We start from the raw sequence: 22,220 nt of genomic DNA on the forward strand, positions 1-22,220 counted from the left end.
CTAAAGATCCAGCCCAAGGAGGCGGGCGTTCTCGGGGACGCGCTCGAGGAAGGATGTGCGGAGTGCGCCCTCGGTCAGCTTGCCGGCGAGGGAGAGCAGGCGCGCGCGGGCGCGTAGGATGGCCTCGCGGGCGGCGGGGCGCTCGCCGGTCGCGCGCAGGGCTTCGGCGTGAACCAAGCGCAGTCGGATCTCGCCGACCTCCACGCCGCCGAGGGAGGCCAGAAGGTCCATCCCTTCGCGCGCGCAGAGAAGCGCGTCGCGCGGGCGGCCGCGCGCCAAAAGGATGCCGCCGAGGATGCCGGCGAACGCGGACCGGCTCTGCGGGTTCTTGTCGCCGATGGACTCCAGGGCGGCGCGCGCAGAGCGCTCCGCACCGGCGAGATCGCCGCTCGACTCCAGGGCCAGCGCCAAGTACGCGTGCGCGGTGGCATGCAGGCGCGGGTTGTTGCGCATGCCGCCGATGGCTTCGCGCTCGCACGCGACGGCCTCGGCGCCCTCGCCGAGTATGGCCAGCGCGGGGCCCAAGTTGAGGCGCGCGTGGGCGGCCATCGCGGGGAGCGCGAGCCGCTCGGCCTCCTCGACGCACGCGCGCAGGATGCGCACGGATTCCTCGTACGCACCGAGCAGGCGATAAAAGAGCCCGATGGCCGCGGCTCGGGCACGCAGTACGCGGCGGCGATCACCGATGCTGGCGTAAAGCTCCGCGGCGTCCTCGACGAGGCGAAGCGAGACATCGAGCTCGCCCTGGAGGTACGCCATGTCCGATTGCTCGTGGCGCAGGTGCGCGAGCAGGTTCGGATCGTTGCTGCCGATGGCTTCCGCCGCCTCGCGAACACCACGAACGACATGCGCCGCCTCGTCGTAGCGGTTGCCGTAGAACAGCACCCTGGCCACGGAAAGAAGCGCCACGAGCGCCGGCGCGCGGGGCGGCGGCGCCGCGCCGGAAAGGAGCTCGGCACGCAGTTGCAGGGTGCGGTTCCAATTCTGGGTGGCCCGCATCGACACCGCGAGCGCCGCAGCGGCGCGGTACCAGGCGTCGGAATGGCGCGGCACGAGAAGCATCGCCTCGCTGGAACAGGCCTCGGCGGTCACGGTATCGCCGAGCCACTCGTGGGCCTCGGCCTGGACCAGGCGCAAGGTCCCCAGCGATTCGCCGGACGCGCCGCAAGCCTCCGCTTTGCGCACGAGATCGAGCGCGCCCTGCAAGTCGTTGGCGAACAGGGCACGCTCCGCCGCGCGCGCATACCAGCTTCGCGCGGCCGCGGCATCGTGGCCGCGTTCGAAATGCTCCGCGAGCACCATGTCGTCGTCTTCGCCGGCGGCGACGAGCCATTCCCCGGCGAGGCGATGCGCATGCGGCCGATCGTCGTCGGTGAGCATGGCGTACGCCGCCTCGCGGACGGTCTCGTGACGAAAGGCGTATTCGGCGTCGCCGCGAAAGCGCGATTCGGGGCACGGCACAATGACCTCGCGGCGGGCGAGCTCCGCGAGCCAAAAGGCCGCGTCCTCCTGCCCTTGGAGAAGGGCTCGTACGGCGCCCAGCCAGAAAACGCGCCCGAAGGTGCTGGCCGCCCGGAGCACGCGGCGTGCGCCTGGCTCCATGGCCTCGAGGCGCGCTTGCACCATGGCCAATACCGTGGCCGGTAGTTCGGAAGAGCCCTCCGCGGCGGCGCGGATCAATTCCTCCAAGTAGAAGGCATTGCCCCCGGCGCGTTCGACCATCGCCGCAAGCTGAGCTGGCGGCACCGAGTCCCCGAGAAGCGCGCGCACGAAGCGCTCACTCGCCCGGCGCGGCAATGCGTCGAGGCGCATCTCGACCACGCCGCGCTCGCGAAAGAGAGAGGGAAAGGCTTCCTCGACGTCGGGACGCGCGAAGGCCACGACGGTGAGCGGCGCATCCTGCAACATGCGCAAGGCCATCTCGATGGCGTGGAGGCTCGGGGCGTCGCCCCAGTGGAGGTCTTCGAGCAGGATCAACAGCGGGTGTGCGGCGCACGCGGCGCTCGTCCAATCGATCCAGGCGCGGCGGATCTGGTCGTGCATCAGCGCGGGATCGCGCCGTGCCGCCACGAGCGCGGCGCTCGATGCAGCGGGATCGCCGATGCCCAGCAGCTCGCAGAGGAACTCGTGAACCCGCAGCTGTGCGGCCTCGCCGCCGAGGACCGCGGCCGTGCGTGCGCGAAGCTCGACCCGCCGCTCGGCATCGGGTGCCCCATCGCGCAGGCCGGCGGCACAGCGAACCAGATCGCGCAGGAACCCAAAGGGCGAACGCGCGGCGAGGGGCGCCCCGACGGCGAGCCATAGGTTCGCCGCGCGGGAGGCGTCGAGCTTCGCCGCGAGCTCGCGGCGGAGACGGCTTTTTCCCATGCCCGAGGGCGCCGTCACCAGAACGACGCGCGCCACCGATTCGGCGATGGACTCGGCCAGCGCCCCCTCGAGGATCTGCATTTCGCGGTCGCGGCCGACGAAAGGGCTCACTTTTCCGAGCAAGGTGCGCCCGGGGGCGGTGGGCGTGCGCGCCTCGCCCAGGCGAGCCCCGCCGGCGTCGCGTGCGACGTCGAAGACCCCTTCCAGCAATGCGGCGGTCACGTCATCGAGGACGATCGAGCCGGCGATGCGTGCACGCGGCAACAGGTGCACCGCGCGATCAACGGATTCGCCGCTGGGATGCGCGCCACCGAGGACGGCCCGCCCCGTGACGACGGCCAGCGGTGCATGCGGGAACGCGCGGCGCAGTCCCATGGCCATGCGGGCGGCACGCGCAGCGTGATCGGTCGCGCTGCCTCGAACCTCCAGCAGCGCGACGAAGCGCGCACCCGGCCCCAGTGGACGCGCCTCCGCACCGTGCGCACGGACGACGTCGGCCAAGCGCCGCGCCTCCTGCGCGTGCGATCCGAGATCCAGCAGCACCAACGACACCAGGTGCTGTTCGGCGAAGAGCCACGCGGGGGGATCGCTCTCGACGAGCCGGATCCCATCGAGGCGCGCGAGCAACTCGGCCCCATCGCGCGGACGCCCGGCGGGCTCCTTCGCGAGCATGTGCGCGATCAACGCGTCGAGCTCCGCCGGCACACCCGGACGAAGGGATGCCACGCGTGGAGGATCCTCGAGCGCAATCTTGAGCGCGAGCGCCTGCACGTTGTCGCCCGTGAACGGGGCACGCCCGGTCAGGCACTTGTACAGGACGACGCCGAACGAGAAGACGTCCGATGACGCATCGACCGCCGACGATTGCGCGCCGCGTGCTTGCTCGGGCGACATGTACGCGGGCGTACCGAGGAGTAACCCGCGCGAGATGCTCGAGCAGACGCCATGCCCCGCGCTCACCAAGCCGAAGTCGAGGACTTTGGCCCGCGCAGGATCGCGGTCGACGAGGAAGATGTTCGCGGGCTTGATGTCCCGATGAACGAGGCCCTCGCGGTGTGCGGCCGCGAGGGCTCCGGCGACGGCCCGTGCGAGGGCCACGGTGTCCTTTGGGTCGAGCGAACCGCGCGCGAGCCGTGCCGAGAGGTCTTCGCCCTGGAGCCACTCCATGACGAGGTACGGCAAATCGGCCACGCCGTGGCCGACGTAGCGCACGATGCGAGGATGCCGAAGCTGCGCGAGGGCACGCACTTCGCGCGCGAACCGCGAGGCGACGTGGGGGTCGAGTCCGAGTACGACTTTGACCGCCACGTCGGCGCCGGTTTCGAGATCGCGAGCACGGTACACGGCCCCCATGCCGCCCTCGCGAAGCAGCCGATCGAGGAGCCATCGCCCGCCGAGCACACGGCCGACGTGCTCGGTGCCTTCGTGTCCACCGTAAATGGTCAATGCGGACCCCCGAATCGCGGACAGCGATCGTACCAAAGGTCCACGCAACCCTGCAACGCACCCCTCCTGAACCGGCCCCCCTCCCAAACCAGCCGAGGGTTTAGGTCGCAGGGATGGGATGTTTACGGCGAGCCGCCGAGGGTCAACGTGCTGGTGTAGCTCTGGGTCGTGTAGCTCGGGGACGTGACGCGCACGAGGTACCTTCCGCCGCCGTCGGAGACGTGGTGCACGCGGGTGGGCGTGGTGTTCTCGACGTAGTACCAACCGCCGTTCCAATATTTGAAAAGCGCAAGCTCCGCATCGCCGCTCGCTTCCAAGTTGACGTCGTACTCGATGCTCCCGGAGAGCGAAAAGCTCTCGAGGTCGACGTCGCCGGGCGAACCGAGCGTGCCCCGCAGGCAGCCTTGGCCGAGCGGATTGGCCTGCGTCGATCGGTTGTTGGGCTCGCGCTCGGGCGTCGGGCAAGGCTCGCCCCCTCCGGCGTCGGCCGGGCTTCCCGAATCCGTTCCCGCATCGGTCCCCGAGTCCGTTCCCGCGTCGGTCGGCGCGCCGGCATCGCCCGCGTTCAGGTACGAATCGATGAAGGCCTTGTACACGTCGACCCGCTGAAAGTGCGACGGTTCGGTGCAGCCGCTGGTGTTCGTGTACGAATTGGTCCCGATGATGGTCTCCACGCCGTTCAAGGTCACCAGGGCAGGACCGCCCGAATCGCCAAGGCACGTGCGCCGGGTGCTGTCCCCCACGACCACGGTGTGACCGTCGTTCTCGAGCTTGTTGACGCTCGTGGTGGCCTGATATTTCTTCACGTTGAAGGTGCCCGACACGGTCTGGCCATATCCAATGATGCGTGACGACTTGCCCACGATGCTCGAATCGAGCGCCGTTCGGTTGATGGCCAGCGGCGTGATGGACACCGGCTCGGAGAGGATGGCCACGCCCACATCGCCGGGATAACCGGAGCCATTGGGATCGTACTGCGGGTGCGCATGCACCTCGCGCACGGCCTTGAGGTGCGGCTTGAGCGTCTTGACGCTGGCCTTGTACGGCGTCGCATCCGGCTCGAGGAATACGCCAAACGTGTGGCCGGTGTGGTTCGGCGTATCGACGCAATGCGCTGCGGTCAGGAGCACGGTGGGGGAAATCACCTCCGCCGTGCAGGTGTAATACGTGGATTCGTCCGCAGGGTATGAGACGAGCATCACCACCGCCGGATCACCCTCGTCGGCCGTGCCGCCGATGATCGGGGACGAGCTCCTGGCGGGCGGCGGAGTACCCGTGTCGCTGCTGCTGCATCCCACGTAGCCGATGGCGAGAACGATGCCGGCGAAGACGATGCAATGATGGTTTCGCATGGTGGCCCTCCTTGGGTCGTGCCGCGCGCCCCATGGCAAGCCGTATACCGAAGTACGATTTTACCAAAAGAACGTTTCATCGTCGCCAAATCGGGTGCGACAAACAGGTCCATGCGTCGAATGCGTCATCCCGAAGATCGGATATGCGGTCTCGGCGCGAATCGGTTATCGTGATGTGCGTGTCGCACGCCATCGATTTCGAGCGAACGGTGATGCAACGCCACGATGCCGATACCGGTGAGTGCATCTTCGTCGCCACCGTGGTGGACGGCCCCGATGCGGGCGTCGCGATCACCTTGGATGGCTCGCAGCCTTCGAGCCTCTTGGTCGGCCAGAGCCCTGCGTGCGCGCTCCAGCTCACCGATCGCGAAGTGTCGCGCCGGCACATTGCCCTCGAGCCGCGCGGCACCCTGCTGCACGTGCGCGACCTCGGGTCGACCAATGGCACCTACCTGGACAAGGTGAAGATCATCGAGGCGGAGCTCTCCGGCGGGGAGGTGGTGCGGATTGGCTCCACGCGCCTTCGCATCGAGCGCCGGCCGGAACCGGCGGCGGCACCGCCCAAGCTCGACGCGTTCGGCCGGGTGCTGGGCTCGAGCCTGGAGATGCGACGGCTTTATCCGCTTTGCGGGCGTCTCGCCCAATCGAGCATTCCCGTGCTCATCGAGGGCGAAACGGGGACGGGCAAAGAGCTGCTTGCCGAATCGCTCCACGAGGAGGGACCGCGTGCCGCCGCCCCGTTCGTCGTCTTCGACTGCACCGCCGTCCCGGCAAACCTTGTGGAATCGGAGCTTTTCGGCCACGAGCGCGGTGCCTTCACCGGCGCGGTCTCCGCACGGCGGGGCGTCTTCGAGCAGGCCGACGGCGGCACCTTGCTCATCGACGAAATTGGCGAATTGGATATCACACTTCAGCCGAAGCTTTTGCGCGCCCTGGAGCGCTCCGAGGTGCGGCGCGTGGGCGGCGATCGCTCGATGAAGTTCGATGTCCGCGTCCTGTCGGCCACCCGCCGCAATCTCGATCACGAGGTGCAGGCGGGCCGCTTTCGCGATGATCTGTTCCATCGCCTCGCCGTCGCGCGCATCGAGCTTCCCCCGCTCCGCCGTCGGCGGGGCGACATCCCGCGCCTCGCGCGCGCCATCTGGGCCTCCGCAGGTGCCCCGCCCGAGGAGCTCTCGGACATGTTGCTTCGGCAATGGAGCGACTATCCCTGGCCCGGCAACGTGCGCGAGCTGCGCAACGCGGTCGTGCGCCGGTTGGCCTTGGGCGAGCTCGCGCCCTCTCCGGCGAGCACGCCCGAGCCGATCGAGTCGCTCGAGGGGGAACTCGTCCGCGGGGTGCTCGAGCAAATCCTCGCGCAGAACCTGCCTTTCGGGGCCGCACGGCAACGGGTGCTCGAGGCCTTCGAACGGCGCTACGTGGAGCGGACCCTGGCCGAGCACGGCGGCAACGTCCTGCGCGCAGCGGCCGCGTCCGGCGTGGCGCGCAGGCACTTTCAACGCGTGAAGAGCCGCAGTTTGAAATAGCTTAACGCAAAAGTCGATTGAACGTGGCAGATCGACGATTGCCTCGCCGTCGAGCAGCGGCAGCAGGACAACCCCGGCGGGGCCGGGCCTTCGTCCATCTCCAAGGAGAGGATCGCCAGGCCGAGTGGCGATCCTGGCGTTCAGCCCCGACACGTCGCGCCGGTTCCGCCGGTTTCCTCTCGCTGCCGCGGTCCCAGCACCAGGCAGGTTCGAACCTGACACATTCAATCGACCGTTGCCTTAGAGTGCGCCCATGTTCGACTTGATCGGAAAGCGCGCGCTCGTCACGGGTGCATCACGAGGAATCGGGCGAGCCATCGCCGTTGCCTTGGCGAGGCACGGCGCCGACGTCGCGGTGAACGCTCGAACGGAGGAAGCGTTGAACGGCGTCGCCGCGGAGATCGCCGGCCTGAAGCGCAACGCCCCGGTGCTCGCGGCGGATGTCACCGATCCCGTGGCCGCCGAGCGGCTCGTGGCCGAGGCCATTGGCCAACTGGGCGGGCTGGACATCCTGGTGAACAACGCGGGAGGCTCGTACACGTCGACCCCCGTCCCCGTGCTCGAGGTGTCGCTCGAGAATTGGAACCACACCCTCGCGTGGAACGCGACCGCCATGTTCATCCTGATGCGGGCCGCGGGCGCGCACATGGTGGAGCAGCGACGCGGAAGCATCATCAACGTGTCCAGCGTCGGCGGTCTGCGTGGCTCCCGGTCGTCCGCCTCCTACGCGGCCGCGAAAGCCACGGTCATCTCGATGACCCGCATCGCCGCCGTGGATTGGGCCGCCGCCGGGGTCCGCGTCAACGCACTATGCCCCGGTTGGACGGCGACCGATCTCACCCGGCCTCTGCGTGAAAACCCCAGCGTCGACGAGCGCATCGTGGCATCCATCCCGATGCGCCGTTGGGCCAGCCCGGAAGAACAGGCAGGTCCCGCTCTCTTTCTTGCATCCGACGCCTCCTCCTACATGACGGGTCAAACCCTCATCGTGGACGGCGGCATGAGCGCCTAGCACCGAAGAGGTTTTGAACCGCCAAGACGCCAAGAACGCCAAGGGTTTTGTGGGACGGACTCACTCCCTATCATCTTGGCGTCCTTGGCGTCTTGGCGGTTCGATCCTTCAGAAAAGCTTCAACTGGCCCTCTTTCGAGGCTTGCGTGGCGGGCGACGGTGGCGGCTGCTCCGACGGAGGCTCGGGCGACACGTCGGGCGGCGGCAGGTCGAAGGCCGCGTGCACGGGGCAGTGGTCGCTCGCACCGAAATCGGGGAACGCCTCGCAACTCGAGGCGCGCTGTGCGAGGGACGCACTGCAAAGGACATAGTCCAAGCGCCACCCGATGTTGCGTGCCCGCATGTTTCGCCAGGGCGCCCACCACGTGAAAAGCTGGTCGGTGTCCGGATGGAACTGCCGCGACAGATCCACCAGACCCTCGCCGATGATGTGCTCGAGCTGCGATCGCTCGTTCGGCGTTTGCCCGATTTGCGCGGGCCGGCGCAACGTGGGGTGCACGTCGCGCTCTTCGCGCGCGACATTGAGATCGCCCACGAGCACCAGCGATTTGCCCTCGGCGTGCACCTGGCGCACGAAGTCGGCCATGGCATTCAGAAAGCGCGTCTTCGCGGGGAAGTCTTTGCCACCGTTGGGCACGTACACCGAGGCGAACACCAGCTTGCCGGCGGTGGCCGTCACGATGCGCGTCTCGTGGTCGAACTCGGGGTGCGCAAAGACGGGGCGCGTCGGAAACGTGGAGCGCGCGAGGTGCAGCGCCACGCCGGAATAGCCCTTGTGACCGTGCCAGTAGCACCAATAGGACTCGAGGTTGGCAAGCGCCGCGGGCACCTGGTCGGGCGACGCCTTCACCTCTTGGAGGCAGAGCACGTCGGGCCGGTGGCGGTCGATCCACGTGAGAACGTCGGGCTCTCGGGCTCGAATGCCGTTGACGTTCCAAGTCGTGATGGTCAGCATCGCCCCATCATAGTAAATCCGGCGCGGATCACACCCAGCGAGCCACGCGATCGACCAGGCCGTTGGCCCCAATGGACGCGCAAAATTCGCGGAAGGCCGGCGGCGTTCCCTTGTACTCGAGGTCGTCGAGCGTCTCGGTGAGGGGGACATCCACGCGCAAGGTCGCCAGCGTCTTGTAGAGCAGCGCCTCGGTTTTGCGCTCGGCCAGGGTGGCGGCCAATCGATCGGCGCCGCGAACGGCGCGTGTGAGATCGGCCGGCCAGTCCTTGGTGCGCTCGGGGATGGCCTCGATGGATCCGAAGGCGCAGAGCACGCGCGCCGCCGATTTTTCCCCCCAGCCGGGGAGCCCGGGGTAGCCATCGGCCGAGTCCCCCACGAGGGCCAGCCAGTCGGCGATGGACGCCGGGGGCACGCCGAACTTCGCGCGGACGCCCTCGTCGTTCATCGTGGTGTTGCGCCGGCGGTCGAGCATGATCACGTGATCGCCGCGCACGCACTGTGCGAGGTCTTTGTCCGGCGTGGCGATGAGCACCTGCTCGACCTCGCCGGCGAAGCGGTGCGCGCCGGCGGCCAGGGCGTCGTCGGCTTCGAATTCGACCATGGGCCACACCACCAGGCCGAGCGCGCGGATGCCATCCTCCACGAGGTGGAATTGTTTCAGCAGATCCTGGGGGACGCCGGCGTCCGTTTTGTAGCCATCGTACAGATCATTGCGAAACGAGCGGACGACGTGGTCCGTGGCGCAGGCCACGTGGGTGGCGCCTTCGGTCTGCACGAGCTTCTGCAAGGTGCCGAGCACGCCCCGCGTCGCCCCCACCTCGCGCCCGTTCGGCGCGCGCGTGGAAGGAACGGCGAACCAGGCGCGGAACAACTCGTACGTGGCATCAACCAAGTGCAGGCGCGGCATGCCCGCATGGTGGCACGATTTGCGATGCAAATCAGTGGCGCGCGAGCGCGATGACGTGGACGGCAATGGCAATGACGATGGCCGTGGCGGTGGCGAGGTGCTGCCGGCGCTTTTTGACGCGGTCGCGAAGGCGAGGCTTGCGCAATTGGAGGCCGAGCCCCGCGTGCGCCATGAGCAGGAAGAAGGCGATGCCGCCGGGAAGCAGCGCGGTCATGCCGCCACCGACCGCCGCGGGCGAGCCGAGCATTTGCACGATGGCCAGCGTGTGCACGAAGGCGATGCCCACCACGAGAAGCCCGAACACGACATGCGTCCGGGTGAGCGGCGAATCCGGCGCCGCCCGCTTTCCCGCGAACAGCCGCTGTCCGAGCGGCAACGTGGCGGCAAGGACGATGAGAACGACGGAGATCCATCCGCTCCAAGCGGTCATGATTTCGCATACCATGGCGCCAATGCACTCGCAAAACGTGCTGTTCGAGCTGCCGCCTCTCACGCTGGATCCCGTTCCCCCCAGCGACGAGCACGTGCGCCTCGCCGCCGAGCTGCCCGCGAACATTTCCCTTGGGTGCATGACCTGGTCCTTCCCGGGCTGGATCGGCGTGGTGTACGCGAAGGGCACGCCGGAGAAGGTGCTCGGTGCCCACGGGCTGACGGCCTACACGAAGAATCCGTTGTTTCGGATCGTGGAGCTCGATCGAAGCTACTACGATCCGATCCCCGCAACGGCGTACCGCGAGTATGCCGACCAAGTCCCCGACGGGTTTCGTCTTTTTGCCAAGGCCCACGAGGAGTGCACGGTGATGCAGTTTCCGCAGCACGCGCGGTATGGCAAAAAGCGCGGCGCGCACAATCTGCGTTTCCTGGATGCGGCGTATGCCTCCGACGCGGTGGTGGCCCCCTTCGCCGAAGGGCTCGGCGCCAAGATGGGCGGGCTGCTGTTTCAATTTCCGCCGCAAGACGTGGGCGATCCGTACGCGTTTGCGCATCGCCTTCACGACTTCTTACGGCGCCTGCCCAAAGACGTTCCCTATGCCGTGGAACTTCGAAATGGCGAATTGCTCACGAAGGACTACTTCGCCGCCCTCGAGGACACGGGCGCCGTGCATTGCCACAACCAATGGACGTCGATGCCCTCGGTGCTCGCGCAGATCAAACGCGCTCCACCGGGCGCGCGCAGGCCGCTCGTGATCCGCTGGCTTCTCCGCGAGGGCGACAAATACGAAGACGCGCGGGTGCGTTATGCGCCGTTCAACCGCCTCGTGGCGGAAGATCGTGACAACCGCGATGCCATCGCCCGCCTGGTGGTCAAAGCGCACCAGCACGGCGTGCCGTCGTTCGTGTTCTTGGACAACAAGGCCGAGGGATGCGCGCCCGAGAGCTTGCTGCGCCTCGCACGCGCCATCCGATCCATGCTGTAGCCGTCAGACTTTCGCGCGCAAATCTTCGACCAAAATGCCGTTTTCGCCCACGCCATCCTCGTGCGCCGACGGGCGCCACGTCTCTGCGAGCCCACTCTCGTACCAGCGGCGCACCGACGGCAGCTCGCGCAGCCGTGCGGCATACGCCAGCGACACCTCGTCGAGCGCCAGGCCGTAGGTCTGGATGCGAAAGGCCACCGGCGTGAAGAACGCGTCCACCGCGGTGAAGGTGTTGCCAGCGAGGAACGGCCCGCCAAACCGCGACAGCCCGTCGTTCCAAAGCTCCCGGAGCCGGTCGAGATCGCGCTGAAGCTCCGCCCCGATTTCGCGCAGCCGCACGCGTATCCCGATGTTCATGGGGCAGCCCCCACGCAAGGCGGAGAAGCCCGCGTGCATCTCCGCCGCGGCCGAGCGAGCCCATGCGCGTGCCTGCGCGTCCTTGGGCCACACCCCCTCGTGCCGCTCGGCCACGTACTCCGCGATGCTGAGCGATTCCCACACCGCCGTGCCCTCGTCGATCAAACAGGGCACCTTCCCCGACGGAGAAAACCGCCGAAACCGCTCCCAACTCGAGCCCTCGCCGAAGACCTCCACGTGCTCCCGGAATGGGATCCCGAGCTCCGTCAAAAGGACCCACGGGCGCAACGACCACGACGAATAGTTCTTATTGGCGATGTAAAGATCGTACATGGCGCTCATTCTACCGACGCGCCGCCCCGGGCGGAAATTACCCGATCGACCGTTCGAGACCGGGATAATTGAAACGTTTTCCGCCTTGCAACGCCGGCGAACTTGGCGGACGACGGGCGAGTGACGCGGCGCACAAGGTTTGCGCAAAGGGCGATTCGCTCGCCGATTTACAAAGCATTAACGGGCCGCCGCGCGGCGCATCCCCCAATACGTTGCGACCGAGATGCCTATGCGTTGACGAATTCGGTTCTGCGTCGAAGTTCACTGACGGAGCCATCGTCCCACGTTTGCTCGCGGCGCTTCATGCGCCACGTCGTGCGAGGCTACATCTCGTGCGCCCCGGTATATGGGCAACCCCATATCGCCGCAGCCATTCGCCCGCGCATCCTCGAAAATGAATTTTCAAATACCGACACTAGACAATTCGAATTTGGCCCTATCATGTCTTTGCTCGCTGCAGGGCGTTGCATTCGCCGCGGCGGCCAGAAGTAGGAAACCGGTATCATCAGCAAAGAAATAGGGGTTTCGGCCGCGACTCTGCGGTCGCTCGCTACCCCTGGAAACCGCGCGCACGTCGTGACGAATCCCGTAATCCGACCGGACGTAGGCGCGAAGACAACAACGTTTTTTCTCGAACCGTAAACACACAAACGAACGTACATCGATGTTCGATGCACGGAGGAGTTGGCATGAAAGACATGGCGTCGGCAATCAATCTCAATCCGTCGGTAACTTCCTCGAAGGCACAGTCGACCATCCGGCGATTGGCACTGACGGGTGCCCTGGGCGCCCTGGCGGTGGTCCCTGCCTTCGAGGGCGTCGCGCATGCCGACGTCCTCCAGCGTCTGGATCAAAGCGCCGGCCAGTTGGAGCAGACCTTCGCCCCGACCTACGATTACGACAAAGACAGTTGCTACGTCACCGCGGCAATCGACAGAAACGGTCGGCTCAACCCCGGCTTGAAGCCCGGAGGGGTGAACGAGAGCGGTCATTGCCACGACCGCGCTCAGCTCGACAACGCGAACCACTACTCGCGTGGGAAGTGCAACAACGGCTGGTGCGGAATCGTTTACGCCAACTACTTCGAAAAGGACCAGGTAGCGGCCGGTCCTGCGGCGCATCGCCATGACTGGGAGCACGTCGTGGTATGGATTAATCAAGGCGCGAACCAGGTACAATACGTCTCGGTCTCGCAGCACAGTGGTTATGAAACGCGCGACCGTTCACGCATCCGTTTCGACGGCAGCCACCCGAAAATCGTTTACCACAAGGACGGCCCGAGGAGCCACGCCTTTCGCTTCGCCAACGAGAGCGACGATCGTATCGAGAACGTGACGGGCCACTGGTTCTACCCATGGCTCGTTGACTATAGCCGCTGGCCGTCGACGGGCCTCCGCGACACGCTCATGAACTCGAATTTTGGGGCCGCGACCATCAAAATTACAGACAAAGACGATCGCTTCAAGAACGCACTCCGAAGCTCTAAACCGGGCGGAATCCCTTTCAATCCAGATGCCAACTGAGATCGTGCACTAGAGATTTCGCATCAAAGGACCTCGACCACCTCGCGGGTGGTCGAGGTTCTGGCTCGAGGTATCCATGATCAAGATTTTTGCCATCGCGGGCGCGCTCGGGGTGCTATCCACCGTTGCGGTTTACGAAGGGAAAAGTGTCTTTGGACGCGCGCGGAGCGCACACCGCCCGGCCGCCCATGCACACACCACGAGCCAAGGCGATGAGGATCGCCCTCGAACGGCCGTAGACGACATGCGGCAATCGCTCGCGGACTCGCTCATTCGCTGCGAAGACCGATTGGCGCAACGCGAGAGGGAGCAGCCCAACGACGCGAACGCTGCCGTGGAAGTAGAGCACGTCGACAACGTGCCCGCGCCGGCCGAGCCTATTCACGGTTTCGAACCAACGGGCACCGAGTGGCGCGAGCTCGCGCAGCAAGGCGTGGTGAAGCTGAATCGACCGTGCTTGATGAGCAAAGGTTGGACGCCCGCCGAGAGCGATCTGAAAGCGGTCGGGCTCGAGGCGCGCGACGGGCAGGCGGTTGCCGAGGCCTACCATGCGGCGAACGCCCGCTCATGGGAGACCACGCGTGTGACCTGTGCCGAGGTGCTCGGCGCAGATGCCGCCGTGGTCGAGCGCATTGGTCCCGAGTACTGCCAGGCGCTGCTCGACGCGGAAGCGCGCAAACACAGTGACGTATTCCGCCACGTGGCCGAAATACGTGCCGGCACGCGCGCGGAAGCCTCCGCGCAGCAAATGCCGCTCGAAGGCTACTTTCTGGCCAAGACCCGTGAGCTGAACGACTTCGAAGCCGACCTGGCACGCCGCGTGGGCAAAGATGGCGCGCGACGGATCACGGGGTCCGATGTTTTTTGCACGCTGCGCGAGCAGTGGCCCGAAAATCGCGACTAACCTGGCGCAGGCTTCGCATTGAGGCGGAACCGATCGGGGCGCACGTTCGTACATGCCCAAGAAGATGGCATCTCAACTCATGCGGGTCTTGCTTCTGGGGTGTGCGCCTATCCTTTGCCCTGCGCTCGCAGGCTGCGCGCCCAGTGCGCAGCCGCCGCGGGTGGCCCATCGGGCAGAGCCGAGCCACGGCCCGGACGCTTCACCCAAGGAGCCCCTGGATTGGGCAGCGTTCGACGCGCGCACCTTCGAGCGGGCGAAACGGGAGCGCAGATTCATCGTGCTCGATGGCTCCGCGGAATGGTGCCACTGGTGCCATGTCATGGAGTCGACCACCTACCACGATGCCAACGTGGCCTCCGTGCTCGCGCGGCATTTCATCGCCGCCAAGGTCGATGTCGATGCGCGGCCCGACATCGAGGAGCGATACCGCGCGTGGGGATGGCCCGCCACGGTCATCTTTTCGCCCGATGGCGAAGAGCTGGGCAAATACCGCGGGTACCTGGCGCCAGGAGAATTCGCGGATTTGCTCGCAGCCGTGGTCGCCGCCGGCCCGAATGCCGCGCGCGCGGGGTCGGCCGACGCGGAGCGGCCTACCTCGGATACGCCGCTCGGTGCGGAAACGTTGGCCTTGGCGGCACGCTGGGCCGAGGTCGAATTGGAAGAATATTGGGACCCCAAGGAGGGCGGCTGGGGCGTCGAGCCGAAGGTCCCCATCCACGAGAATACCGAATTTGCATTGAAGCGCGCCGCCCGGGGCGATGCTCGATTGCGGGAGCATGCGCTCACCGTGCTGGAGAAACAACGGAACATCATCGACCCCGTCTGGGGTGGCATTTATCAATATTCCGTCGCGCCCGATTGGGTTCATCCCCACTTCGAGAAATTGATGGAGTTCAACGCCGGCGCGCTCGCCGACTATGCGACCGCGTACACGCTCACCAAAGATGAACGGTGGTTGCGGTCTGCACGCGACATCGATCGGTATTTGCGCGCCTTCATGATCAGCCCCGAGGGCGGATTCCACGGAACGCAAGATGCCGACTTGAACGCCCACGACCGCGGAAAACGCTTCATGGACGGCCACGACTATTTTCGATTGGGCGACCGCGAACGGCGTGCTTTGGGCATCCCGCGCGTGGACCCCAACGAGTACGCGGAGGACGGCGGCTTGGCCATTGCGGCTTACGTCACCTTGTACGAGGCCACGGGGGACAAGTCCGCGCTGGCCATCGCCAAGCGGGCGAGCGCGCGCGTGGCCACCACCCATGCGGGGCCGCGCGGAGGCATCACGCACGGCATCGAAGCGGAACCCCCTCGCCTGCTCCACCTCGCGGACCAAGCCGCCTTTGGCCATGCGCTGGCGCGCCTGCACGACGTGGAGCCGGATGCGACGACCTTGGCGGCGGCCAAGCGCGTGGCCGACTTCGTCATGGCCGAGTTGTACGACCCGAACCAAGGCGGGTTTTACACGCACACGAAAGACCCCGATGCGGTGGGCGTCTTTCAGCGCCGGCGCAAACCGTTCAGCGAGAACATGCTCATGCTGCGATTCCTGGTCGAATTGCGCGGCAAACTGCAAGGGACGGCGCCGGAGGCGGCGTATGCCAAAGCCATCGACAAGAGCCTGCGCTACTGGACCGATCCGGAGCGCATCAAGGACGCCGGACGATTCATCGGGGATTATCTCTCGCTCGTGGACGAGATAAGCTCGCCCCCGAGAAAATGACACGCACGACGCCGCATGCATCGAGAGAGGTCCCCCGCGAGCCGATGTTCGGACGCGACGCCGTGTGCGACGACGTCGTGGCTTGCTTCGAGCGCGGGTTGCGCCTGGTCACCTTGGTCGGACCTGGAGGCATCGGAAAATCGCGCCTCGCGGAGGAAGCCGCCTTTCGCCTGCGCGAAACCTGGCCGACGCGCACCGTAGGCCTTTCGGCCAGCCGCGACGTCTCGCGTTCCATCGCGCGCGCGCTCGGCATCAAGCTGGGTCGCACCGCTCAATCGGAGGAGGACGACTCGCTCACCAGGCTGGTCGATGCGCTGCGCAGCCACGATCCGATCCTCATCGTGCTCGACGATGCCGACGCGGTGCTCGAGCAGGCGGCGTCGTTCGCGCGCGCGTGCCGGGAGGCGTTGCCGGAGATCCGGCTCTTGGTCACCACGCGCGAGCCGCTGGGCATCGCGCAGGAGCACGTCCGCGCGCTGGAGCCGCTGCCGCTCGAGGCCGCCGTGGCCATGTTCGAAGCGCGTGCGGCCCAGACGGAGGGCGAGGACATTCGTCCGCTGGTCGAGCGCCTCGATGGGATTCCGCTGGCCATCGAATTGGCGGCGAGCCGCGTGCGCGTGATGAGCCCGAAGGAGCTGCTCGTCCGCCTGGAGGAGCGCTTCCGCATTTTGAAATCGGACCGGCGCGATCTGCGCGAACGGCATTTGACCCTGGCCGGCACGCTGGAATGGTCGTGGGAGCTCTCGGGACCGGACGAGCGGCAAGCGTTCGCGTGCCTCGGTGCCTTCACGGGGCCGCTCACCTTGGAGGCCTTCGAGGCGGTGGTCGGTCCGGAGCTCGAGGGCGATCCCATCGACGTGGCCTCGGCGCTGCTGCGCAAATCGCTGGCCACGCGCCTCGGCGTGCGCGGGCCGGCGCGTCTATCCATGTTGGAGACGCTGCGCGCGTTCGCGCGGTCGAAGCTCGCATCACTGCCCGCGCGCGAGGAAATCGAGCGGCGTCACGCGATGTTTTACCTCGGGCGCGCCGAGCACATGGCCGCGCGCACGTACGGCGCCGGCGGTGCGCAGGCCCTCGACGAGCTCGAGGCGGATTTGCCCCATCTGCTGGCCATCTTCGATCGCGAGGTCACGCGCACGCCGGAGATAGCCGCGCGCATCGGTGTGTCGCTGGCCGATCTCGCGTTCTTCCGAAACGCGATCGACCTTCACAACCCGTGCATCACGCTCACGCACCGCGCGGCGGATGCCTCGGGCGATGCGGCATTGCGTGTGCGGGCGCGCGTGCTCGGTGCGCGCATCGCCCTGGAGCTCGGGCAGCCCGACAAGGCCGAGAAGACGCTGGGCGAGGCACTCGGGCTCGCCCAGGGTTCGCCCCTCGAGGCGGAGGTGCTGCGCAGTCTCGGTTGGGCGCGTCTTGCACTGGGCCGCATCGACGAGGCCGAGGAAGCGCTCGGGCGCGCGTTCGAGCAGCACCATGCCGCGGGCGATGCACGCGGGGAGGCCGACGCGTTGGCGGCACAGGGCATTGCGCGTGCGCTGCGCGGCGAGATCGATCGCGCGCACGTGTTCCTCGCGGCCGCGCACGCGCTGCACGTGACGTCGGGCGAAACGATCCGGCGCCTCAAGGTCGTGGAGATGGCCAGCTTGATGGGCCTCAACCTGGAGACGGAGAGCGCGCCGCCCTCGATGGACGACCTGCGGGCCTCCGCGGCGGCGCATCACGCGGCGGGCCGCGCGTGGCGGGCGGCGCTCGATCTGCTTCGCGTGGCGGAGCTCGCGTCGGCGGCGGGCCACGACGACGATGCGCGCACCGCGCTGGAGACCGCGCGGCGCTACGCCGAGGAGGCCCACGTGCCGGCGGCGTTGTGCGACACCGTCGCGCATGCGGCGCGCTTCTCCGCGCCTTCCCCGACGAACGCGGCCGACGTGCCGAAGCGTGAAGCAGCCGATCCCACGCCGCAGTGGCAGGTGGGCCCGGAAGCGCGATGGGTGGTGCTGCCCGATGGGACGCGCACCGATTTGACCCGACACGGTCCAGTCCGGCGCATCCTCGATGCATTGACCACGCTGCATGCGACGGACAAAGGGCACGCCATTTCCGCGGTGGATCTGCTCGAGGCGGGGTGGCCCGGCGAGCGCGTTCGCTACGAGGCGGGCATGCTGCGCGTCTACACGGGGATCCGAAGGCTGCGCAAACTCGGGCTGGAACCCATTCTCGTGACCCGCGACGATGGCTATTTGCTCGACCCCGCGGCCCACGTCGTGCGAGGCGATGCGCTATGATGACGCTCGAACCTCATGGCTTCCGCTCGCTTCGTTTTCTTCGCCGCACTCCTGGGTGTCTCGTCCTTGATCTCCGCATGTGAAGGCACCCACGACACCGCAACCGCTCCGCCCACGAGCCGCCTGCAGGAGATCGCCAACCGCGGCGAGCTTCGGGTGTGCAGCACGGGAGACTACCGCCCCTTCACCTTCTACGAGGCGGGCACCTCCACGTGGAGCGGCATCGACGTGGACATGGCCGACGATCTCGCGCACCGCCTCGGCGTGCGCCGGACCATGGTGCAGACGACCTGGAAGAACCTCGTGCAAGACTTCACCTCCAAGTGCGATATCGCGGTCGGCGGCATCTCGATCACGCTGGAGCGTTCCAAGTTGGCATTCTTCAGCGACGCCTACCTGGACGACGGCAAAGTGCCGATCACGCGGTGCGAGAACGAATCGCGTTTTCAGACGGTGGAGCAGATCAACCGCCCCGAGGTGAAGGTCATCGTCAATCCGGGTGGCACGAACGAGCAATTCGTCCGTGCCCACCTGACGAATGCCAACGTCATCCTGCACCCAGACAACAACACGATTCACCACGAAATCGCCGCGGGTCGCGCCGACTTGATGATCACGGACAGCGCCGAGGCCCAATGGCAGGCCAAACAGAACCCCGAACTCTGCGCCGTGCAGCCGCAAAAGCCATTCACCTTCAGCCAAAAGGCCTACCTCCTGCCCTTGGGGGACACCGCCTTTCAGCATTACGTGAACCAATGGCTCAACCTCACCCGCCACGACGGCACCTACGCGCGCATCGCCAAGCCCTGGCTGGGTTGAGCGTCTGGAAAAAGGTAGCTGCGACGGTGGCGCCTTGGACCGGGAATACCCGGCCTCCACGGCCCGTTGGCGGGTTCGCATGCATCTGTCCAAAGGCCGCAGGCAATTTCTTCTTGGCGCCACCGCCGCACCGCTGGTCGGATGTATGAACGGCCATCCCACCGGCCCGCCCGTTCGCGCCGCCGCCGCACCGCCCGTGGCCGCGCCCGTTGCGCGAACGGTCACGGTGCGCGGGATCCCCATTCATTGTGAAGTGCACGGCACAGGCCGGCCGCTGCTGATGCTGCACGGTTTTGGCGTGGACCATCGGATGATGATCGACAGCGTCGAGCCGCTTTTCGCGCGCCGCGGGGGATGGCAACGCATCTACTTCGATTTGCCGGGAATGGGCAAAACGCCGCGCGCGGACTTCGTCGCCTCCGCGGACGACATGCTCGACATCGTGCTCGCCCTCGTCGACGTGCTTCTTCCCGATCAGCGATTTGCCCTGGTGGGGCAATCCTATGGCGGATATTTGGGCCGTGGGGTGCTCGCGCGAAGGTCCGATCGACTCGACGGAATGGCCCTTCTGTGCCCGGCGGTCGTGGCGGATTTTCAATCGAGGGATTTGCCTCCGAGAAACGTGTTGGTCAAATCCCCTTCCCTCGTGGCATCCCTCGCGCCTGCCGACGCGAAGGAATACGAGGCCATCGCGGTCATTCAAAGCGAGGGCACGTGGAAGCGATTCCGCGACACCATTTTACCGGCCATCCGCGCGGCCGACGGACCATTCCTCGAGCGGCTGCAAAAGCGCTATGCCTTCTCGTTCGCCGTGGACGCACTCCCGCAACGCTTCATGAAGCCCGTGCTCGTCGTCGTGGGCCGTCAGGACAACGTGGTGGGTTACCGGGACGCCGCCCGCATCATGGAAAACTACCCGCGCGGAACCTACACCGTCGTCGACCGCGCCGGCCACAACTTGCTCATCGAGCAACCCACGCTCTTCGAGGCCCTCATGAACGAGTGGCTCGATCGCCTCGAGACGTAAGATCAGCCCAGTATACGAAATACGCCGATGTCGTCGGCGAGGACGCCCTGGCTGGGTGCAGTCTGGTTCAAGGAGGCCTCGACACCGACCCAGCCATGGAAAATGCCGTTGTCGTCCACGATTTGAACCAAAGGCTTCACATGGGAATTGCCCGTATAACAAGTCTCGCCGCGGGCGTCGGCCAATGGGATTCGCCAATGCCACAAGGTGTCGCGGCGATGGCCCGTTGGGGAATTGGCCGGTGCGACGTAATACTCGGTGCCGGTGGTCGCGCTTCCCGTTCGGGCGCCGAGGCAGGAGCCGCCGCTGCATTTCGACCAGCCGGTGACCCAGAAGGGCGCGCCGTCGCCGTGGTCGATGAACGGGGTCGAGTTCGTGTCGTTCGTCTTCCACAAATCGAACCGATGGACCAGCCTCGTATGGTCCGCCGCGGCGATGGTCGCTGCGGATTTCCGCGCGTTCCAGGCAGCGTTGCTGCCGTTGCCGTAGCCGTGCGTGGCGCCAAAATCGTTGCCTGCGAGCTCCACGTTGGCCAGAGCGCCGCCCGCCAAGGAGCCGAGCGTCCAATCTTCCCATTGGCCGCTGCTCCAGGCGATGTGCAGCTTCGTGCCACTGACGCTGTAGGTTCCACTCAGGGTCTCCGACGCCCCGGTGGAATCGTAGCCATTCGCCGTTTGCACATTGCAAGCACGCGCCACGCACCCGCTGGCGACGAATCCGGTGTACGAACGGTTCACGCGCGTACTTTGCGACCAATGCCAATGCCGCTCCGACACGGTACCGTTCGCCGAAAAGGTGTAAAGCCCGAGGCGCACCCAGTTCGTCTTCGAATTCGTGCGCAATCCGCCAATGGCCATGGCGAAGTTCGTTTTCCCCAAGGGCAATGGCGCGGCCTCCAGCGCCGACGGCGTCACCCGAGCATTTTCCTCTTCGTGGTCATATTCCGACTCGAAACGCTCATCCGCGGCACAAGCCAGCAACGACGCCCCGATCAACGCCATCATGGTGAGTTTCATGCGTCACCCATGAGCGAGGAGCGTACCAATGGGAACAAGCGTCACGGATGCGCATTCCATGCCTGCGCGCGCCAGATGTTGTCACGCGCAGGTTGAATCGGCCCATGGGCCGTCAGAGATCCACGCGCGACGGCGGCACGGTGCGCTCGAAGGGCGGCGCTTCCTTCATGCATTTCTCGAATTGCGGCTGGAGCGCGTGCAGCTGCGGAGGCAGCGAAAGCGACCGCCCATCGAGGAAGCGGCCGATCCGACTCCAGTCCATGCCCAAATCGTTGGTGCTAAACCAAATCAACACGGCCGGCGCGCGCATGAGATCGCGCGGAACACCGCCCCCTTGTCCGCCGAACCACAGGCGCGAGTCGTGGCTATTGTGTCGATTGTCGCCCATCACGAAAGACTCACCCGGGGAAACCGCGAACGGCCCTTGGTGGTCCAAAAGGCCTCCCCCCATCGTGTCGTAGGCCGTCAAATACGACGTTCCTTCGAGAAACTCGACCTCGAAGTCATACGTGCGCGGAGGCTCGCCTGCGGCCCATTCCAGAACATTCGCCGTGCCCAACGGGCAATGCGGGACCTCCCAGCCATTGATCCATGGGTGCCCGAGCTTGGCCTCGATCTTGTCACCACCACGCCCGATGACCCGTTTGGCGAAATCCTGCTCGGGCTTCTCAGGAAACGCAAATACGGCGAGCTCCCCACGTACCGGCTCCCGAAGGTGATATTGCAATTTGTTGACGAAGAGATGATCGCCCACGAGGAGCGTCGGCGTCATCGCCCCCGAGGGAATCTTGAAGGCTTCGAGGACGAATGCGCGCGTGAGCAGCGACAGAGTCAGCCCCGTCGCGGCCAGACCGACGCCATAAAGGAATACACGCCCCCGCGAATGGTAAACGAATCGCTCCTCCGGGATCAGGAGGGTGTCGACCGCGAGCACGAGGCGATACAGACTGAGGGTCATTATCGCGAGCAACACGCCCGCGAGGGTCACCGCGCCGGAAAGGGCCAAAAGCCCTCCCGCGATGACCAAGCACGCGAACCCGACGCCAAAAAGCCCAAGTGCCCGACGCGTTTGCCCGAGGTAGGCGTGCCCCGCCCCCAAGAAGATGAACGACAGAACGAACGCCAGTACCCGGCTCCGCGGCTCTCGATTGCGCCCCATGGGAAGCGCAGTCTACGGCCCGTTCGGGGCGCTGTCATTTGATGTCAGCCCACGTCCGTAGCGCAGGCGCCGCCTCCGCGGCAGGCTCG

17 protein-coding genes are annotated in these 22,220 nt (G+C 66.4%); 9 read left to right on the forward strand and 8 right to left on the reverse strand.

Going from position 1 to position 22,220, the window contains the following annotated elements:
- Both LVJ94_45105 and LVJ94_45110 read right to left on the reverse strand, forming a co-directional pair.
- Entirely contained in the window at positions 1 to 3,813 is a 3,813-nt protein-coding gene (locus LVJ94_45105; GenBank protein WXB04074.1) for a protein kinase, read from the reverse strand.
- Between the two features lie 122 nt (positions 3,814 to 3,935).
- A complete protein-coding gene (locus LVJ94_45110) occupies positions 3,936 to 5,165 on the reverse strand; it encodes a trypsin-like serine protease (protein WXB04075.1) in 1,230 nt (409 codons plus the stop codon).
- A 179-nt stretch (positions 5,166 to 5,344) separates the two neighbouring features.
- On the opposite strand from LVJ94_45110, the gene LVJ94_45115 reads away from it, so the two are divergent.
- Together LVJ94_45115 and LVJ94_45120 are read left to right on the forward strand one after the other, a co-directional pair.
- Positions 5,345 to 6,691 (forward strand): sigma 54-interacting transcriptional regulator, encoded by a 1,347-nt coding sequence (locus LVJ94_45115; protein ID WXB04076.1) that lies wholly within the window; start codon positions 5,345 to 5,347, stop codon positions 6,689 to 6,691.
- A gap of 253 nt (positions 6,692 to 6,944) precedes the next feature.
- On the forward strand, positions 6,945 to 7,703 hold the full coding sequence (locus tag LVJ94_45120) for an SDR family oxidoreductase (GenBank protein WXB04077.1): 759 nt from the start codon (positions 6,945 to 6,947) through the stop codon (positions 7,701 to 7,703).
- A gap of 108 nt (positions 7,704 to 7,811) precedes the next feature.
- Here the strand turns inward: LVJ94_45120 and LVJ94_45125 are convergent, their stop codons facing one another.
- From LVJ94_45125 to LVJ94_45135, 3 genes are read right to left on the reverse strand one after another with little or no spacing between them, the layout of a single operon-like run.
- Positions 7,812 to 8,657, reverse strand: a complete 846-nt coding sequence (locus LVJ94_45125; GenBank protein ID WXB04078.1) for an exodeoxyribonuclease III — start codon at positions 8,655 to 8,657, stop codon at positions 7,812 to 7,814.
- Between the two features lie 28 nt (positions 8,658 to 8,685).
- Positions 8,686 to 9,564 carry a flap endonuclease gene (locus LVJ94_45130; protein ID WXB04079.1) on the reverse strand — a complete coding sequence of 293 codons (879 nt, stop codon included), beginning with the start codon at positions 9,562 to 9,564 and terminating at the stop codon, positions 8,686 to 8,688.
- 31 nt (positions 9,565 to 9,595) lie between these two features.
- A complete protein-coding gene (locus LVJ94_45135; protein ID WXB04080.1) occupies positions 9,596 to 9,994 on the reverse strand; it encodes a hypothetical protein in 399 nt (132 codons plus the stop codon).
- A gap of 22 nt (positions 9,995 to 10,016) precedes the next feature.
- Here LVJ94_45135 and LVJ94_45140 point away from each other — a divergent pair, with 22 nt between their 5' ends.
- Positions 10,017 to 10,982, forward strand: coding sequence for a DUF72 domain-containing protein (locus tag LVJ94_45140; GenBank protein ID WXB04081.1), 966 nt, complete (start codon positions 10,017 to 10,019; stop codon positions 10,980 to 10,982).
- A gap of 3 nt (positions 10,983 to 10,985) precedes the next feature.
- On the opposite strand, the gene LVJ94_45145 is transcribed toward LVJ94_45140, so the two are convergent.
- Positions 10,986 to 11,672, reverse strand: coding sequence for a glutathione S-transferase family protein (locus tag LVJ94_45145; protein ID WXB04082.1), 687 nt, complete (start codon positions 11,670 to 11,672; stop codon positions 10,986 to 10,988).
- Positions 11,673 to 12,361: 689 nt separating this feature from the next.
- On the opposite strand from LVJ94_45145, the gene LVJ94_45150 reads away from it, so the two are divergent.
- The 6 genes from LVJ94_45150 to LVJ94_45175 all read left to right on the forward strand — a co-directional run bounded on the left by LVJ94_45150 (position 12,362) and on the right by LVJ94_45175 (position 19,956).
- A complete protein-coding gene (locus LVJ94_45150) occupies positions 12,362 to 13,195 on the forward strand; it encodes an NPP1 family protein (protein ID WXB04083.1) in 834 nt (277 codons plus the stop codon).
- A 76-nt stretch (positions 13,196 to 13,271) separates the two neighbouring features.
- Positions 13,272 to 14,099 (forward strand): hypothetical protein, encoded by an 828-nt coding sequence (locus LVJ94_45155; GenBank protein ID WXB04084.1) that lies wholly within the window; start codon positions 13,272 to 13,274, stop codon positions 14,097 to 14,099.
- 79 nt (positions 14,100 to 14,178) lie between these two features.
- Positions 14,179 to 15,825 carry a DUF255 domain-containing protein gene (locus LVJ94_45160; GenBank protein ID WXB04085.1) on the forward strand — a complete coding sequence of 549 codons (1,647 nt, stop codon included), beginning with the start codon at positions 14,179 to 14,181 and terminating at the stop codon, positions 15,823 to 15,825.
- Entirely contained in the window at positions 15,822 to 18,110 is a 2,289-nt protein-coding gene (locus LVJ94_45165; protein ID WXB04086.1) for an NB-ARC domain-containing protein, read from the forward strand. The genes LVJ94_45160 and LVJ94_45165 overlap by 4 nt, the downstream gene beginning before the upstream one ends.
- Positions 18,111 to 18,125: 15 nt before the next feature.
- Entirely contained in the window at positions 18,126 to 18,929 is an 804-nt protein-coding gene (locus tag LVJ94_45170) for a transporter substrate-binding domain-containing protein (protein WXB04087.1), read from the forward strand.
- Positions 18,930 to 19,008: 79 nt separating this feature from the next.
- On the forward strand, positions 19,009 to 19,956 hold the full coding sequence (locus LVJ94_45175) for an alpha/beta hydrolase (protein WXB04088.1): 948 nt from the start codon (positions 19,009 to 19,011) through the stop codon (positions 19,954 to 19,956).
- Positions 19,957 to 19,958: 2 nt separating this feature from the next.
- Here LVJ94_45175 and LVJ94_45180 read toward each other — a convergent pair whose 3' ends face one another.
- Together LVJ94_45180 and lepB are read right to left on the reverse strand one after the other, a co-directional pair.
- Entirely contained in the window at positions 19,959 to 20,972 is a 1,014-nt protein-coding gene (locus LVJ94_45180; protein ID WXB04089.1) for a hypothetical protein, read from the reverse strand.
- Between the two features lie 112 nt (positions 20,973 to 21,084).
- Complete coding sequence (lepB, locus tag LVJ94_45185) at positions 21,085 to 22,131, reverse strand: signal peptidase I (protein WXB04090.1); 1,047 nt, start codon at positions 22,129 to 22,131, stop codon at positions 21,085 to 21,087.
- Between the last annotated feature and the right edge of the window lie 89 nt (positions 22,132 to 22,220).

Source organism: Sorangiineae bacterium MSr11367, assembly GCA_037157805.1.
Classification (GTDB): Bacteria; Myxococcota_A; Polyangia; order Polyangiales; family Polyangiaceae; genus Pendulispora; species Pendulispora rubella.

Coding starts and splice junctions, on each gene's coding strand:
- LVJ94_45110 (WXB04075.1), bottom strand. CDS start 5,165: ATGCGAAACCATCATTGCATCGTCTTCGCCGGCATCGTTCTCGCCATC.
- lepB (WXB04090.1), bottom strand. CDS start 22,131: ATGGGGCGCAATCGAGAGCCGCGGAGCCGGGTACTGGCGTTCGTTCTG.
- LVJ94_45155 (WXB04084.1), top strand. CDS start 13,272: ATGATCAAGATTTTTGCCATCGCGGGCGCGCTCGGGGTGCTATCCACC.
- LVJ94_45160 (WXB04085.1), top strand. CDS start 14,179: ATGCGGGTCTTGCTTCTGGGGTGTGCGCCTATCCTTTGCCCTGCGCTC.
- LVJ94_45130 (WXB04079.1), bottom strand. CDS start 9,564: ATGCCGCGCCTGCACTTGGTTGATGCCACGTACGAGTTGTTCCGCGCC.
- LVJ94_45140 (WXB04081.1), top strand. CDS start 10,017: ATGCACTCGCAAAACGTGCTGTTCGAGCTGCCGCCTCTCACGCTGGAT.
- LVJ94_45150 (WXB04083.1), top strand. CDS start 12,362: ATGAAAGACATGGCGTCGGCAATCAATCTCAATCCGTCGGTAACTTCC.
- LVJ94_45165 (WXB04086.1), top strand. CDS start 15,822: ATGACACGCACGACGCCGCATGCATCGAGAGAGGTCCCCCGCGAGCCG.
- LVJ94_45175 (WXB04088.1), top strand. CDS start 19,009: ATGCATCTGTCCAAAGGCCGCAGGCAATTTCTTCTTGGCGCCACCGCC.
- LVJ94_45120 (WXB04077.1), top strand. CDS start 6,945: ATGTTCGACTTGATCGGAAAGCGCGCGCTCGTCACGGGTGCATCACGA.
- LVJ94_45125 (WXB04078.1), bottom strand. CDS start 8,657: ATGCTGACCATCACGACTTGGAACGTCAACGGCATTCGAGCCCGAGAG.
- LVJ94_45145 (WXB04082.1), bottom strand. CDS start 11,672: ATGTACGATCTTTACATCGCCAATAAGAACTATTCGTCGTGGTCGTTG.
- LVJ94_45180 (WXB04089.1), bottom strand. CDS start 20,972: ATGAAACTCACCATGATGGCGTTGATCGGGGCGTCGTTGCTGGCTTGT.
- LVJ94_45170 (WXB04087.1), top strand. CDS start 18,126: ATGGCTTCCGCTCGCTTCGTTTTCTTCGCCGCACTCCTGGGTGTCTCG.
- LVJ94_45135 (WXB04080.1), bottom strand. CDS start 9,994: ATGACCGCTTGGAGCGGATGGATCTCCGTCGTTCTCATCGTCCTTGCC.